This window comes from Janibacter hoylei PVAS-1 (genome assembly GCF_000297495.1).
Lineage (GTDB): Bacteria > Actinomycetota > Actinomycetes > Actinomycetales > Dermatophilaceae > Janibacter > Janibacter hoylei.
In genome coordinates this window covers 25,135-39,647 of sequence record NZ_ALWX01000060.1, presented here as the reverse complement: position 1 = coordinate 39,647, position 14,513 = coordinate 25,135, and the positions used below count along the sequence as shown (strand labels likewise).

The 14,513-nt window shown below is 73.1% G+C and carries 13 protein-coding genes, 1 pseudogene and 1 riboswitch; of the genes and pseudogenes, 9 read left to right on the top strand and 5 right to left on the bottom strand.

Annotation, left to right across the window (positions count from 1 at the left end):
* The first annotated feature begins 148 nt into the window (after nt 1-148).
* From B277_RS12600 to B277_RS12590, 3 genes are all read left to right on the top strand, one after another.
* The gene (locus B277_RS12600) at nt 149-1,393 is read left to right on the top strand and encodes a cupin domain-containing protein (RefSeq protein ID WP_007928804.1); all 1,245 of its coding nucleotides are present in this window, start codon (nt 149-151) and stop codon (nt 1,391-1,393) included.
* Between the two features lie 96 nt (nt 1,394-1,489).
* Nucleotides 1,490-2,284, top strand: a complete 795-nt coding sequence (locus tag B277_RS12595; protein WP_007928803.1) for a sucrase ferredoxin — start codon at nt 1,490-1,492, stop codon at nt 2,282-2,284.
* Between the two features lie 73 nt (nt 2,285-2,357).
* Nucleotides 2,358-3,812, top strand: a complete 1,455-nt coding sequence (locus B277_RS12590) for a glyceraldehyde-3-phosphate dehydrogenase (RefSeq protein WP_007928802.1) — start codon at nt 2,358-2,360, stop codon at nt 3,810-3,812.
* Between the two features lie 86 nt (nt 3,813-3,898).
* On the opposite strand, the gene B277_RS12585 is transcribed toward B277_RS12590, so the two are convergent.
* Nucleotides 3,899-5,413, bottom strand: a complete 1,515-nt coding sequence (locus B277_RS12585) for a metallophosphoesterase family protein (protein ID WP_007928801.1) — start codon at nt 5,411-5,413, stop codon at nt 3,899-3,901.
* Between the two features lie 69 nt (nt 5,414-5,482).
* Between B277_RS12585 and B277_RS12580 the strand changes: the two genes are divergently transcribed.
* On the top strand, nt 5,483-7,147 hold the full coding sequence (locus tag B277_RS12580; RefSeq protein ID WP_040881504.1) for an FAD-binding dehydrogenase: 1,665 nt from the start codon (nt 5,483-5,485) through the stop codon (nt 7,145-7,147).
* Nucleotides 7,148-7,197: 50 nt separating this feature from the next.
* On the opposite strand, the gene B277_RS12575 is transcribed toward B277_RS12580, so the two are convergent.
* Both B277_RS12575 and B277_RS12570 read right to left on the bottom strand, forming a co-directional pair.
* Complete coding sequence (locus B277_RS12575) at nt 7,198-8,175, bottom strand: NAD(P)H-quinone oxidoreductase (RefSeq protein ID WP_007928797.1); 978 nt, start codon at nt 8,173-8,175, stop codon at nt 7,198-7,200.
* Nucleotides 8,175-8,492 carry a DUF4235 domain-containing protein gene (locus B277_RS12570; protein WP_238539402.1) on the bottom strand — a complete coding sequence of 106 codons (318 nt, stop codon included), beginning with the start codon at nt 8,490-8,492 and terminating at the stop codon, nt 8,175-8,177. Before B277_RS12570 ends, B277_RS12575 begins: the two co-directional genes overlap by 1 nt.
* A 67-nt stretch (nt 8,493-8,559) precedes the next feature.
* Nucleotides 8,560-8,662, top strand: a riboswitch (TPP riboswitch).
* Between the two features lie 77 nt (nt 8,663-8,739).
* On the opposite strand from B277_RS12570, the gene B277_RS12565 reads away from it, so the two are divergent.
* The 5 genes and pseudogenes from B277_RS12565 (at nt 8,740) to B277_RS12545 (ending at nt 12,962) form a co-directional block, all read left to right on the top strand.
* A complete protein-coding gene (locus B277_RS12565) occupies nt 8,740-9,384 on the top strand; it encodes an ECF transporter S component (protein ID WP_007928795.1) in 645 nt (214 codons plus the stop codon).
* A pseudogene (locus B277_RS19180) lies at nt 9,297-10,439 on the top strand (ATP-binding cassette domain-containing protein); the annotation flags it as partial. The gene B277_RS12565 and the pseudogene B277_RS19180, both read left to right, overlap by 88 nt.
* Nucleotides 10,440-10,515: 76 nt before the next feature.
* On the top strand, nt 10,516-11,619 hold the full coding sequence (locus tag B277_RS19570) for an ATP-binding cassette domain-containing protein (RefSeq protein ID WP_007928793.1): 1,104 nt from the start codon (nt 10,516-10,518) through the stop codon (nt 11,617-11,619).
* Between the two features lie 16 nt (nt 11,620-11,635).
* Complete coding sequence (locus B277_RS12550) at nt 11,636-12,127, top strand: NAD(P)H-dependent oxidoreductase (RefSeq protein ID WP_007928792.1); 492 nt, start codon at nt 11,636-11,638, stop codon at nt 12,125-12,127.
* 55 nt (nt 12,128-12,182) lie between these two features.
* A complete protein-coding gene (locus B277_RS12545) occupies nt 12,183-12,962 on the top strand; it encodes a thioesterase family protein (RefSeq protein WP_007928791.1) in 780 nt (259 codons plus the stop codon).
* Here B277_RS12545 and B277_RS16155 read toward each other — a convergent pair.
* Both B277_RS16155 and B277_RS12535 read right to left on the bottom strand, forming a co-directional pair.
* Nucleotides 12,946-13,857 (bottom strand): hypothetical protein, encoded by a 912-nt coding sequence (locus B277_RS16155; protein WP_007928790.1) that lies wholly within the window; start codon nt 13,855-13,857, stop codon nt 12,946-12,948. The genes B277_RS12545 and B277_RS16155 overlap by 17 nt on opposite strands.
* Entirely contained in the window at nt 13,845-14,426 is a 582-nt protein-coding gene (locus B277_RS12535; RefSeq protein ID WP_128276996.1) for a hypothetical protein, read from the bottom strand. The genes B277_RS16155 and B277_RS12535 overlap by 13 nt, the downstream gene beginning before the upstream one ends.
* Nucleotides 14,427-14,513: the final 87 nt, after the last annotated feature.

Sequence of the window (14,513 nt, the reverse complement as noted above, 5' to 3'; positions counted from 1 at the left end):
GGTGCTGCCGGTGACGGTGGCGCGGACGGTGCTGCCGGTGACGGTGGCGCGGACGGTGCTGCCGGTCGACGGTGGCGCGGACGGTGCTGCCGGTGACGGTGGCGCGGACGGTGCCGCTGGTGACGGTGGCGCCGACGGCGGGGTCTGAGTGACCGACCCCCACGAGGCCGGTGCACCGACGGGGTGCACCGGCCTCGCCCGTCTGACCGACCTGGCACCCGACGACTTCGCGCGGGCCTGGGGCCGCGAGCCTCGACACGTCCGCGCCGACGCGCTCCCCGCCGGCGGTGCCCTGCTCGGCATCGACGACGTCGACGCGCTGCTCTCTCGCCGGGGGATGCGGGCCCCCTTCGTCCGGGTGGCCAAGGAAGGTCGCACGCTGGCTGATGCCGACTTCACCCGCGGTGGCGGGGTGGGTGCCGGGGTGCGTGACCAGGTCGACGACACGGCCCTGCTGCGGCTCTTCGCCGACGGGCACACGATCGTCCTGCAGGGACTGCACCGCACCCATCCGCCCGTGCTCGCCCTCGCGCAGGAGCTCGCGGCCGACCTCGGGCACCCCGTGCAAGCCAATGCCTACGTGACCCCGGCGGCCAACCGCGGCTTCGCCGCCCACTACGACGTGCACGACGTCTTCGTCCTGCAGACCGAGGGCACCAAGCGGTGGTCCCTCCACGCCCCCGTCCACGAGCACCCGCTACGCGACCAGCCCTGGCAGGACCGTCGGTCCCAGGTGGAGCAGGCCGCCGCGGCCGAGCCCTACCTCGACGTCACGCTCGAGCCGGGGGACGTGCTCTACGTGCCGCGTGGCTGGCTCCACTCCGCCACCGCGCTCGGCGGGGTGAGCGTCCACCTGACGATCGGCGTGCACGTCTGGCACCGGCACCACCTCGCCGAGGCCGTGCTCGACGGCACCCGGCGCGCTCTCGCCGAGCAGCCGGAGCTGCGGACCTCGCTGCCGCCCGGCGTCGACGTCAGCGACCCGACCCACCTCGCCGAGCACCTGACCGCCGTGCGCGCGGCCCTCCACACGGCCGTCGACGCGCTCGACGACGCGGCGGTCGCCGCCCTGCTCGCACCCAAGCAGCGGGCCGCGCAGCGCCCCGCCCCGGTCGCCCCCCGTCGCGACGGCGGCTGCGCTCGCCGACGGGCTCGCCGACCACGAGGTCGTGCCCCGCGAGCACCTGCGCGCCAGCCTCGAGCCGACCGGGGCCGGCGTCGACCTCGTCAGCCGAGCAGGTCGCCTCCCGCTCACGACCGCCGAGGCCGACGGGGTCGCCACGTGGCTCACGGGCTCGGGCGCCGCGCTGGACCGGGCGCTCGCCTATCGCCTCGTGGTCGGCGGGGTGGCGGTCCTTGCGCCCAGAGGCGCCGCGTAGGCTCTCGGAGATGACCGAACCCGTGCCCCCCCGAGCGATTCCGCTGCTCGGTCGCCGCCCTCGAGCGCGGCGACGCGCCCGTCGGCACCGCGGTACCGGCGCGCTACTGGATGCTCGTCGGGCACCCCGGCCCCTGGCCGCCCAAGCCGATCCAGGCCCCGCCACTCACCGAGGTCGGCGACGACCTGTCGGTCCAGCTGGGACGCTTCGGCGCGCGGTTGCAGCTCATCCGCCGGCACGGTCGACTCGAGGGAGACCTCGTCGAGGCCGACGGGCTCCAGCCGGTCTTCCTCGTCGACGTCCGGCGCGGCCTCGTGGGCCGTGCCTCGTGGCAGACCCCGGAGGACCTCGTCGCGCTCGCCGGCAGGTTCGACGACCTGCCCGACCCGACGGACGAGCCGCTCCTGCTCGTCTGCACCCACGGCCGCAAGGACGTGTGCTGCGCCATCGACGGCCGCGTCGTCGCCGCCGTCCTCGACGATGCCCTCCCCGGTGCCGTGTGGGAGACGACCCACCTGGGCGGCGACCGCTTCGCCGGCAACGTGATCCTCTTGCCCGAGGGCTCGCAGTACGGCCGGCTCACCGGTGACACCGCCCTTCGCGTCGTGCTCGACCACCTCGACGGACGGGTCGACCTCGACCGGTGGCGCGGGCGTTGCTCGTGGCACCCGGCCGCCCAGGCCGCGGCCCACGACCTGATGCGCACCGACGCCTCCGTCCGCCTGCGCGACCTCGCCCCGCCGCGCCTCGAGGCCGCGGGCGACGATGCCTGGCTGGTGCACCTCGACCACGGTGATCGGTCCTCCCTTCGTCATGTCGTGCGCACGATGAGCGCGCCCCACGAGCTCACCTGCGGAGGTGCTCCCAAGGTGCAGGCGCTCTTCGACGTGACGACCCCCGGCTGAGCGGTGTGAGATCCATCGTCTCGGGCCGGTCCCGGGCCCGTCCCCGAGGCGTCAGCGGCTACGATCTGGGCCCATGACGACGACGCCGCAGAGCACCGCAGCAGACGAGCACCTGGCCGAGTGGGCCGACCGACAGGCCAAGGCCGAGGCGATGATCCCCGTCGTGGGCCGCCTCTACCGCGAGTTCGGCGTCGTGACGTCGATCCACGGCCGCACCCTCCTCGGCCAGTCGCCGACCGACATCCTCAAGGCGCACCGTTTCGCCCGCCGCGTCGACATCGAGCTGACCCTCGACGACACCCTCCCCTTGCTCGAGGCGCTCACCGCCCTCCAGCCCGGCCCCGCCTCCGTCGACGTCGCGCGCCTGCACCGTCGCCGCCTCGAGACCGGCGAGGACGTCTCCCTCGAGGACTTCCTGCGCGCCGAGCTCGGCGACGTCATCGGCAAGCACGGCGGTGACGAGGGCGAGAGCGCCGACGTCGTCCTCTACGGCTTCGGCCGCATCGGCCGTCTGCTCGCCCGCATCCTCATCGAGCACGCCGGCACCGGCCACGGACTGCGGCTGCGCGCCATCGTCGTGCGCAAGGGCGCCGACAACGACCTGTCCAAGCGCGCCAGCCTGCTGCGCCGCGACTCGGTCCACGGCTCCTTCCCCGGCACGATCACGGTCGACGAGGACAACAACACGATCCTCGCCAACGGCACGCTCATCCAGGTCATCTACTCCGACAGCCCCGCGAGCGTCGACTACACCCAGTACGGCATCGACAACGCGATCGTCGTCGACAACACCGGCAAGTGGCGCGACGAGCTGGGTCTCTCCCAGCACCTGCAGTGCCCGGGCGTCTCGCGCGTGCTCCTCACCGCCCCCGGCAAGGGTGGCCTGCCCAACATCGTGAGCGGCATCAACGACGCGATGATCGGCGACGCCGACGTCGTCACCGCCGCCTCGTGCACGACCAATGCCATCGTCCCGGCGCTCAAGGTCATCAACGACGAGTACGGCGTCGTCGGCGGCCACATCGAGACGGTCCACTCCTTCACCAACGACCAGAACCTCATCGACAACTTCCACAAGGGCGAGCGTCGCGGCCGCTCCGCAGCGCTCAACATGGTGCTCACCGAGACCGGTGCCGCCAAGGCCGTGGCCAAGGCGCTGCCCGAGCTCGAGGGCAAGCTCACCGGTAACTCGGTGCGCGTCCCCACCCCCAACGTGTCGATGGCGATCCTCAACCTCACCCTCGAGAAGGCGGTCGAGCGCGAGGCCCTCAACGACTTCCTCCGCCAGGCCTCCCTCTACGGCGACCTGCACAAGCAGCTCGACTACGTCGACAGCCCCGAGGTCGTCTCCACGGACTTCGTCGGCAACCGCCACGCCGGCATCGTCGACGGCCGCGCGACCATCACCGCCGGTGACCGCATCGTCCTCTACGTCTGGTACGACAACGAGTTCGGCTACTCCTGCCAGGTCGTGCGCGTGCTCGAGGAGATGGCCAAGGTCCACCCGCCGGTCTTCCCGGCGGTCTGAGCCCACCCCGACGCCCCGGTCGCCGTGCGCGGCCGGGGCGTCGGCGTGCTCGGCGGACCTCGGCCAGGACGAAGCGGGGGAGCACGTCACCGGTCGAGCGGGCGGACCTCGAGCTCGTCGCCCCCGCAGGTCCGCCCCTCGTCCGGAGCGTCCGTGATCCGGCCGGCGTTGAGCACCGACAGCGAGTCGAAGCTCGGACGCCCCTCGATGACCGAGCGGTACTCGTAGCGGGTGAGTCGTTGGGCGCGGCACCGGTCGTCGAAGGTCAGCACGTCGAAGCTGCTCGGCTGGCCGCCGAGCTCCGTGTCGGGCCCACCGACGAAGTGGGACAGCGTCCCGCCCCCGGTGAAGGTGCCCACCTGCAACCGGTTGCCGTCGAGCAGCGGCACGTGGCCGTGGCCGTGCACCCGCAGCCGGCCGGGTGCACGATCGAGCGCCGGTGCCTCGTGCGAGACAGTGAGGTCCGGGGGAGCCCCCTCGCCGAGGGCCTCGAGCCAGCTGTCCCTGGCCTCGGTCTGGGCCTCGGTCGTGCCGTCGTCGGCGTCGCCGTAGTAGCGCGGGTCGTTGAAGCCCGCGATCCGCAGACCCCCGACCGTCACCTCGCGGTACTCGCCCGGCCCCGGCTGCAGCAGCTGCACGCCCGGCGTGCGCGCCAGGTCGTCGAGCAGAGCGGTGTCGTCGGGGGCGTTGCTGTCGTGGTTGCCGGCGACGAAGACGTAGGGCACCCCGAGCGAGCCGATCGACCCGTAGAGGTTGCTCAGTCGCGCCTCCTCGACGTGCCCGAGGTTGATGAGGTCGCCGGAGTCGATGACGACGTCGACCCCCTGCTCCTCGATGATCGTGCGCATCAGGGCGTACTGGTTGCTCGAGTGGATGTCCGACACGAGCAGCACCGTGAGCGCCTCGCCGTCGGGCGCGGCCTCGGGCGCGTACTCCTCCTGCAGGGCCGAGGAGAGGGCGAGCAGGTTGCGCAGGTAGGGCGTCGCCTGGTCGGCGCGTGCCTCGACGTCGTCGAGCAGACCGCGGTTGTCGAGGGCCAGCTGGAGCAGGCCGGTGGAGTGGAGCGCGACGAGCCGGTCCGGGTCGTAGGTGCGCTGGGTCGACAGGCCGAGGCCGGCGCAGGCGACAGCGGTGGCGGCGCTCGCCGCCAGCGTCGTGCGGGCCGAAGGGAGGGCCTGCCGCCGCAGACCCACGGCCCCGAGGGCGAGGCCGAGCCCGCCGAGCGCACCGACCCCGAAGCGCCACCCCACACCGGTCGCCGCCTCACGGATGACGCGCGAGCGCTCCTGCGGGCTGACGTCCAGCGCCGTCGCACCGAGGTCGCCGGAGGCGACGAGCTGGGTGATCTCGGGCTTGACCCGCGGCGAGACCTGCACCCCGGGCGCGACGCCGGCGAACTGCGCGGACACGCTGCCGACGACGGTGTCCGTGCCGATCCGTGAGCGGTCCGCCCAGCTCGGGGAGAGGTGCACGTCGGCGGCGTAGTAGTCGGTCTCGACGGTGACGGGCCAGAGCGAGGCGGTCACGAGGCCACCGAGCAGCGCCACCGCGGCCACGAGCAGGGCGAGCGCGGGGGTCCTCAGGCGGGCGAGTCGACGCACGTGACCACTGTAGGCAGGCTCGGGGAGACCCCTTCGCTACTCGTGGGTAATGAGTATTAGAGTCACCCCATGGATGCAGACGCCATTGTCGTGGGCCACGGGCTGGCCGGACTCGTCGCGGCGGCGGAGCTCGCCGACGCCGGTCGCAAGGTCCTCCTCGTCGACCAGGAGAGCGAGGCCAACCTCGGGGGGCAGGCGCACTGGTCCTTCGGAGGACTGTTCTTCGTCGACAGCCCCGAGCAGCGCCGCCTCGGCATCAAGGACTCCGCCGAGCTCGCGCACTCGGACTGGATGAACACGGCCGGCTTCGACCGCGACGAGGACCACTGGCCGCGGCAGTGGGCGCAGGCCTACCTCGACTTCGCCGCCGGCGAGAAGCGCTCCTGGCTGCACCAGCAGGGCATGCGCTGGTTCCCCATCGTCGGCTGGGCCGAGCGCGGCGACGGGTCAGCGCACGGGCACGGCAACTCCGTGCCGCGATTCCACATCACGTGGGGCACGGGGCCGGGGGTCGTCGCCCCCTTCGCCCGACGGGTCGCCGAGGCCAAGGAGCGCGGCCTGATCACCTACGCCCACCGCCACCGCGTCGACGAGATCATCGTCGAAGGGGGTGCCGTCGTCGGCGTCCGCGGAGCCCGGCTGGCGGACGACGGTGCCGAGCGGGGCGTCGCGACCAACCGCGACAGCATCGGCGGCTTCGAGCTGCGCGCGCCGGTCGTCCTCGTCGCCTCCGGCGGCATCGGCGGCAATCACGACCTCGTGCGCGCCAACTGGCCCGAGCGCCTCGGCGCGCCGCCGAAGCACATGGTGACCGGCGTGCCCGCGCACGTCGACGGACGCATGATCGGCATCACCGAGGCGGCCGGCGGCAACCTCATCAACCGCGACCGCATGTGGCACTACGTCGAGGGGATCCGCAACTGGGACCCCATCTGGGCGCAGCACGGCATCCGCATCCTGCCCGGGCCGAGCTCGATGTGGCTCGATGCCGAGGGCAACCGCCTGCCGGCGCCGCTGCTGCCCGGCTACGACACCCTCGGCACGCTGGAGCACCTGCGCGCCACCGGGCACGACCACTCGTGGTTCATCACCAACCGGTCGATCGCCGGCAAGGAGTTTGCCCTCTCCGGCTCGGAGCAAAACCAGGACCTCACGGGCAAGGAGGTCGCCGGGGTCATCCGCAAGCGCTCGCTCGCCGACGTCACGCCGTCGATGCAGGCCTTCCTCGACCAGGGGGCTGACTTCGTCCAGGCCGACACCGTCGAGCAGCTCGTCGCCAAGATGAACGAGCTCGTCGAGGACGGCGAGCCGCGACTCGACCCCGCCCTCGTGAAGAAGCAGGTCGACGAGCGCGACGCCCAGCTCGACAACCCCTACGGCAAGGACGCCCAGATCGCCGCGATGCGCGTGGCCCGCTCCTACGTCGGGGACAAGATCTCCAAGCGGGCCTACCCGCCGCACAAGCTGACCGACCCCAAGAAGGGCCCGCTCGTCGGCGTCAAGTTGCACATCCTCTCCCGCAAGACCCTCGGCGGCTTCGAGACGGACCTGTCGGCACGGGTGCTCGGCAGCGACGGGCAGCCGATCCCCGGTCTGTACGCGGCCGGGGAGGCGGCGGGATTCGGCGGCGGTGGCGTGCACGGCTACCGCGCCCTCGAGGGCACCTTCCTCGGCGGGTGCATCTTTTCCGGGCGGACCGCCGGTCGGGCGATGGGCGCCGAGATCGGCGACTGAGTCTCACCCCGTGCGCCCAGGACGGAGCAAAGGGCGGGGAAGGGGAGAGGTCAGGCGGTGAGGAGGATCTTGCCGATGTGGCCGCTCGCCTCGAGCTCGCGGTGGGCATCCGCGGCCCGCTCGAGCGGGTGGGCGCCCTGGACGATCGGGCGCACCGCGCCGGCCTCGATCAGGGGCCACACGTGCTCGCGGACGGCGGCGACGATCGCCGCCTTCTCCCCGGCGGGGCGGGCGCGCAGCGAGGTCGCGATGACCGCGGCGCGCTTGCTGAGCAGCTTGCCGAGGTCGAGCTCGCCCTTCCGGCCACCCATGAGACCGATGACGACGAGACGGCCTGCCGTGGCGAGCACGTCGACGTTGCGTGGCAGGTACTTCGCGCCCATGAGGTCGAGCACGACATCGGCGCCGTGGCGGTCGGTCGCCGCCCGGACCTCCTCGACGAAGTCCTGCTCGCGGTAGTTGATCGCGATGTCGGCCCCGAGCTCGCGGCAGAAGGCGAGCTTGTCCTCGCTGCCCGCGGTGACAGCGACCCGGGCTCCGGCGGCCTTGGCCAGTTGGATCGCCATCGTGCCGATGCCGCTCGACCCGCCGTGGACGAGGAAGGTCTCGTCGGGCTGGAGGTTGGCGGTCATGAAGACGTTGGACCACACCGTGCACGCCACCTCGGGCAGGCCTGCGGCAGAGGTGAGGTCGACTCCCTTCGGTATCGGCAGCAGCTGGGCCGCAGGCACGAGGACCCGCTCCGCGTAGCCGCCGCCGTCGACGAGCGCGCAGACCTCGTCGCCGACGGACCAGCCCTCGACCTCGGGGCCGACCTCGAGGACCCTGCCCGAGACCTCGAGGCCCGGCAGGGGGGAGGCGCCCTTCGGCGGCGGGTAGTGACCCAGCCGCTGCATGACGTCCGCGCGGTTGACGCCGGCGGCGACCATGTCGACAACGACCTGACCGGGCCCGGCGGTGGGTGCCTCGACCTCCGTGATCTGCAGGACGTCGGCGTCGCCGGGCTCGGTGATGGAGATGCCCTGCATCACGACTCGAGCCCCAGCTCCTTCTCGACGTCCTCGCGCATCGGCTTGGGCAGGTGACCGGCGGACCTCTGGTAGATCGCCGCCGCCTGACGGGTGGTCATCGTGCGGGCCAGGCCGACGGCCAGACCGGCGAGGGCCGCATAGGCGAGGGCCTCCCCGAAGGAGGTGTTGGGGTTGGTCGGGTCGATCTCGGTGTCTCGGCCGGCCTTCTTCCACACCTCGGTGATCACCTTGTTGGCGACGATGCCGGCGAGGATCGCCGATCCGCTGCCCAACAGCTTCCACACCACGTTGCCCATGAGGGGTCCTTTCGCCATGCGTGAGAGGTGGTCACGGTCCGCGCCACCCGGTACGGGACCAACCCTGCCACAGGCCTATGCTGGAGGGGCACGACAGGGGAGCGCAACAGCGCTGAGAGTGCGGGCGACCGCAGACCCTCGTACCTGATCCGGTTCGCACCGGCGTAGGGAGTCGAGTCTCACGGACCGTCGTCGCCGGACGGCCTCGCCGTCGCGGTTGGCGCCGGCCCGCCCTGTGGAGTCACACCACACAGGAGAAGTACGCATGCCCACCACGAAGTCCACGGGCGCGACCCGCGCCGGGACCGTCCTCGCCACCCGTCCGCTCCTCGGCTGGCGGACCGTCGACCTGCTGACCATCGCCTTCCTCGGCGTGGCCTTCGGCGTCGCCTACTGGGGGTACGGACTGCTGTACAACGGCCCGATCTCCGCCCTCGGGCTCGCCTTCCAGCCCCTCTTCGGCCTCTTCGTCGGCTTCTGGTTCATCGCCGGGGTCGTCGGGGGCCTCGTCGTGCGCCGGCCCGGTGCCGCGATCGCCTGCGAGCTCATCGCCGCGACTGTCTCCGCGCTCTTCGGCAACCAGTGGGGCGTCACGACGATCGTCTCGGGCCTGGCCCAGGGGATCGGCGCCGAGCTCGCCTTCGCGATCTTCGCCTACAAGGCCTTCGGCCCCGCCGTCGCGGTCCTCGCGGGAGCCCTGTCGGCGCCCCTGGAGTGGGTCTACGAGATCGGTGCCTACTTCACCGACTGGGCGTGGGCCTGGAAGCTCGCCTACCTGCCCCTCATGGTCGTCTCCGGTGTCGTCATCGCCGGCATCGGCGGGTGGCTGCTCACCCGGGCGCTCGCGGAGGCCGGTGCGCTCAACCCCTTCCCGCCCGGCCAGGAGGTCCTCGAGCGGAGGGCCGTCTGATCCCCGACACCACCGGCGGGCCCGCGGACCGCTCCGTCGCCGTCCGCGGGCTCACCTGGCGACCGGCCGGACGAAAGGAGCCGGTCCTGCGGGAGATCGACCTCAGCATCCCCGCTGGCCAGCGGGTGCTGCTCGTCGGGCCGAGCGGCTCGGGCAAGTCGACGCTGCTGCGGGCGCTCGCGGGGCTGCTGCTCACCGTCGACTCGGGTGACCTCACGGGCACCGTCACGATCGAAGGGAGCCCGCCGGGTGAGCGGCCCGGTGCGGTCGGCCTCGTCCTCCAGGAGCCCGGGTCAGGCACCGTCGCCGCCACCGTGGGGCGGGACGTCGCCTTCGGTCTCGAAAACGTCGGGGTGGCCGCTGACGCCATGCCGGCCCGGGTCGCTGCCGCGCTCACCGCGGTCGGGCTCGGCGACCTCGACCCCGCGACGCCGACGAGTGCCCTCTCCGGCGGGCAGACCCAGCGCGTCGCGCTCGCCGGTGCGCTCGCCCTCCAGCCCTCGCTGCTGCTGCTCGACGAGCCGACCGCCATGCTCGACGAGACGAGTGCCGCCACCGTGCGCGACGCCGTCCTCCGTGGTGCCGCCGGCGTGTCGACCATCGTCGTCGAGCACCGCATCGAGCCGTGGGTCGAGCACTGCGAGCGGCTCGTCGTCCTCGGCCGCGACGGTCGGGTGCTGCACGACGGACCGCCCGCGGTCGTGCTCGAGGAGCACGGGCCGCGGCTCGCCGCGGAGGGTATCTGGGTCCCCGGGGTCGCCGCGCCGGAACCCCTGAGCGTGCCGCTCGGGCCGCTCGCCCGCCCGGTCGACGGGGGTGCCCCCCTCCTGCAGGGTGAGGCCCTGCGGGTCGAGCGCCGACGCAACCACCTCGACGGCAGCAGCGAGTCGGCGACCGCGCTCGTCGCGCAGCCGCTGGCCGTGACCGGCGGCCGGGCGACGGCGCTCGTCGGCCCGAGCGGCGGCGGCAAGAGCACCTGGCTGGCCGCGCTGGCCGGACTCGTCACCCCGGTCTCCGGCCGGGTCACCACGGCCGAAGGGCGTGAGGTCGGCGAGCTCCCCGCGACCGAGATCGCCCCGCTGCTCGGGTGGGTGCCCCACGTGGAGCTCCAGCGCGCTGCTCACGCGCACCGTGCTCGACGAGGTGCTGCTCACCGGCCGCACGCTCGGCGAGCGCGACGAGGCCGCCGCCACGGCCCGGGCCCGACAGCTGCTCGAGGCCCTCGGGCTCGCCCACCTCGAGCGGGCGGACCCGCAGACCCTCTCGGGTGGCGAGCAGCGTCGCCTCGCCGTCGCCGCAGCCCTCGCCCACGGTCCCGCAGCAGTGCTCGCCGACGAGCCGACCGTCGGGCAGGACCGCGGCACCTGGGCCGCGGTCGTCGGGCTGCTCCTCGCGCAGCGTGCCCGCGGTGGTGCCGTCGTCACGGCCTCCCACGACCCCGACCTCATGGCCCTCGTCGACGCCGTCGAGCCGGTGTCACCCCCTTCGCCGGGGCCGACCCGCTCCACGCCCCGCGCGGTCCTGTCGGCCTGTGGTCCGCTGTCGCTCTTCGCCGCCGCCGCGATCCCGATGGTCGCCGCGGTGCTCTCGCCCGGCTGGCGCACCTCGCTCGTCGTCCTCGCGCTGCTCGGGGTGGGCGCGGTCATCGGGCTGGCCAACCGGCCCGGCCCCGGCTGGGTCGTCGGGCGGTGGTGCGGGTTGGCGATCCGGCTCCTGCCGGGGCTCGTCGGCGCGGTCGGCGTCGGGTGGTCGACCTGGCTCCTCGGGTCGCGTGATGTCGACACGGCGTTGTCGGCCGCTCTGCGTCTGCTCGTCATCGTGGTGCCGTCGGCGATCACGCTCGCCTACGTCGACCCGGACGACCTCGCGGACCACCTCGGCCAGCGGCTGCGGCTGCCCGCCCGGCCCGTCGTGGCGCTCGGCGCTGCCCTGCAGCGGGTGCAGACCCTCGGTGCCGCGTGGACCGAGATCGGCTGGGCCCGCCGCCTGCGGGGGCAGGGAGTCTCGTGGCGGCACCCGCGCACGCTCGTCGCGCACCTGTGGGCCTCGACCTTCGGCATGCTGATGCGCTCCCTCGGGTCGGCCGCGACGCTCGCGGTGGCCATGGACGCTCGCGGTTTCGCCTCGTCCGCCCGCCGCACCTGGGCCGAGCCGGCCCCCTGGCGCCCGGCTGACACCCTCGTCGTCCTCGCGGCGAGCCTGCCCGTGCTCGTCGTGGTCATCGCCCGTCTCTGAGGGCAGGATGGCGGGCATGGCTCGTCTGCTCGTCGTCCACCACAGCCCGACCCGGTCGACCCGCGCGCTGCTCGACGCGGCGCTCGCGGGGGCCCGACACCCCGACCTCGACGGCGTGGAGGTGCACGTCGTCCCCGCCCTCGAGGCGAGCGCCGACGAGGTGCTCTCGGCCGACGGCTACCTGCTCGGCACCCCGGCCAACTTCGGCTACATGTCAGGGGCCCTCAAGCACTTCTTCGACTCGACCTTCCTCCAGGTCGGCGGAGCACTCGACGACTCCGGCGGGGCCGGCGAAGGGGGCGGTGGCTCCACCGCGAAGCGGCCCTACGGCCTCTGGGTGCACGGTCGGTACGACGTCACCGGTGCCGTGCGGGCGGTGGGCTCCATCGTCCAGGCGCTCGACTGGCGTCAGGCCGCCGAGACCCTCGAGGTCGTCGGTGACGTCGACGACGCGGCGCTGGAGGCGGCGACCGAGCTCGGCGGCACGCTCGCAGCGCTGCTGAGCTGAGCAGCGCGAGCGTGCCTGCCACCAGACCGGTGACACCGGGTGGTCTGATGGGCCCATGGCCTACTTCGAGCGCATCGACAGCCTGACCGTCCGCCCCACGGCGCACACCGGCGGCGCCTGGACGCAGAGCGAGCAGCACATCGCGCCGGCCCTCGGCCTGCTCGCCCATCTCGTCGAGGTCGACCGCGACGCTCGCCGCGACGACGGGCTGCCGCTCGTTCGGCTGGCCTGCGACATCCTCGGGCCCGTCCCCGTGCAGCCGTGCACGCACGAGGTGCGCGTCGTGCGGCCGGGGCGGACCATCGAGCTCGTCGAGGCGACGCTCTCGCACGGGGGCCGCGCGGTCGCCGTCGCCCGGGCCTGGCTCGTCGCCGCCGGAGAGACCAGCGCCCTCGAGCACAGCGACCTGCCGCCCATGCCGGCGCCGGGTGACACCGAGCCGTGGGACCCGAGCAGCGTGTGGACGGGAGGATTCATCGAGAGCGTCGAGGTGCGCCGCGAGGCGGTCGAGCCGGGGCGCGGGCGGGTGTGGGTGCGCACCGACGTGCCGCTCGTCGACGAGCCGCACAGTCACCTCGCCGCGACGGCTGGTCTCCTCGACATCGCCAACGGGATGAACGTCCTCGCCTCACCCCGGGAGGTCCTCTTCCCGAACGTCGATCTCACCGCGCACCTCTTCCGCCAGCCCGAGCCGGGCTGGCTCGGGCTCGACACGACGGTCTCCTTCGGACCCGCCGGCCACGGGCTGACCTCCAGCGTGCTCCACGACGAGCGAGGGGCCTTCGGCACCCTCGCCCAGGTGCTCACCGTCCGGCCGGTCAGCCCTTCTGCGTGACCACGGACTGCAGCTCGCCGACGGTGACCTGCTCGGTGGAGGACATGGTCTGGGTCGCCGAGCCCGTGGCGTCACCCGAGATCGAGATCTCCCAGACGTAGCTGGCCGTCAGGGTGTGCGTGCCGGCGGTGGACCAGCCGGAGGCGAAGCCGCAGGTCGGGTCCGACCAGCCGTGCGTCGCCGAGTCGTACTTGGTGCCGGTGGTCGTGCAGGTGGTCGTCGTGCCGTCCCCGAGCGACCACTTCACCTTGGAGACCTTGGCGGTCGCGGTCACGGAGTATGGGCCGGCCGTGGCCGTGGTCGACATCGAGGGCAGCGCACCGCCGGTGCCGTCGCCGACCCACAGCCAGACGGGCAGGCCGACGGTGCCGCGGCAGGCGCCGGTGTCGGTCTGGCACGGGGAGGCGCCGATCTCCGGGCGGCTGAGGTCGAGCCGGCTGATGGCGGTGATGCGGGCGCGGGCGATGGCCTGCGCAGGCGTCTCGTCGGCCGGCGCGTCCTCGGTCGCGTCATCCTCGCGGATGATGCGGTCGTTGTACGCCGCCATGCACGAGATGGACAGGGCGTCGCCGTCGCGCATGCAGATCTCGATGACCTCCGCCATCGTGTACATGCGCGGGCCGGACGAGGTCGAGTCGCCGGACTCCGACTGACCACCGGTGGTGCCGCCGCCGTTGTTGCCGTTGTAGTTGCCGCCGCTGTTGTTGCCGCCGCTGTTGTCGTTGCCGCCGTTGTTGCCGCCGGACTGGCACCAGTCGGCGCCGACGATGACGGAGCCACCTCCGGTGTCTCCTCGACCACCCTCTCGGCAGTCGGCCGTGGCGCTGGCCTGCGGGAGGGCGGGCGTGAAGAGCAGGAGGGCTCCGGCGAGGAGCGTGGTGGCTAGGCGTCGCACGGGGTCCCCTTCTTGTCCTTGTCAGGTAGGTTGCGCGACCGGTCGAGCTGCCAGGTCGTGCCGTCGTCGGTCGTGGAGTAGGTGTTGAGGTAGGTGTCGTGCCGAGGCTTCTTGGGCAGCACCTTGGTCGGGTCGTTGGGGTGCGCCGTGACGTCCTTGCCGTCGACGATGATGCGCGTGGTGTCGACCGTGCAGGCATATGCGGTGAGCTGCCCACCGCCCGGAGCATCGGGGTCGGACTCGCCGAGATGCAGTGACTCGGTCGTGATCTTGCCCGTGAAGACCGCGCCCGCCTCGGTGAAGTCGGCGGCTGCCGCGTCGAAGCGGGTGCGGAAGCCATCGGTCGCCCAGGTGGCGTCCTCGGGCAGGGGCTTGCTGGGGTCCGCGGCGCGAAGCTGCTTGTCGATCGCCCGGACCTGCTCCATGGCGTGCTCGTCGTCGGAGGTCGTCGCGTTGCTCGCCGTGGCGGACGAGGTCGGGTCGGACGTGCCGGACTCGTCGTCGCCGCAGGCGCTCAGGGTCAGCAGCGAGGCGGCGCAGGCCAGCGCGGCGATGTCTCGTGTGCGCACGCGGCGCATGCTCGTCCTCCCGATCGTGGTCGTCGATCCGGTCGGGCGCCGACTGCCAGGGCCCCACCTCGGGCCAGATTAGCGAGA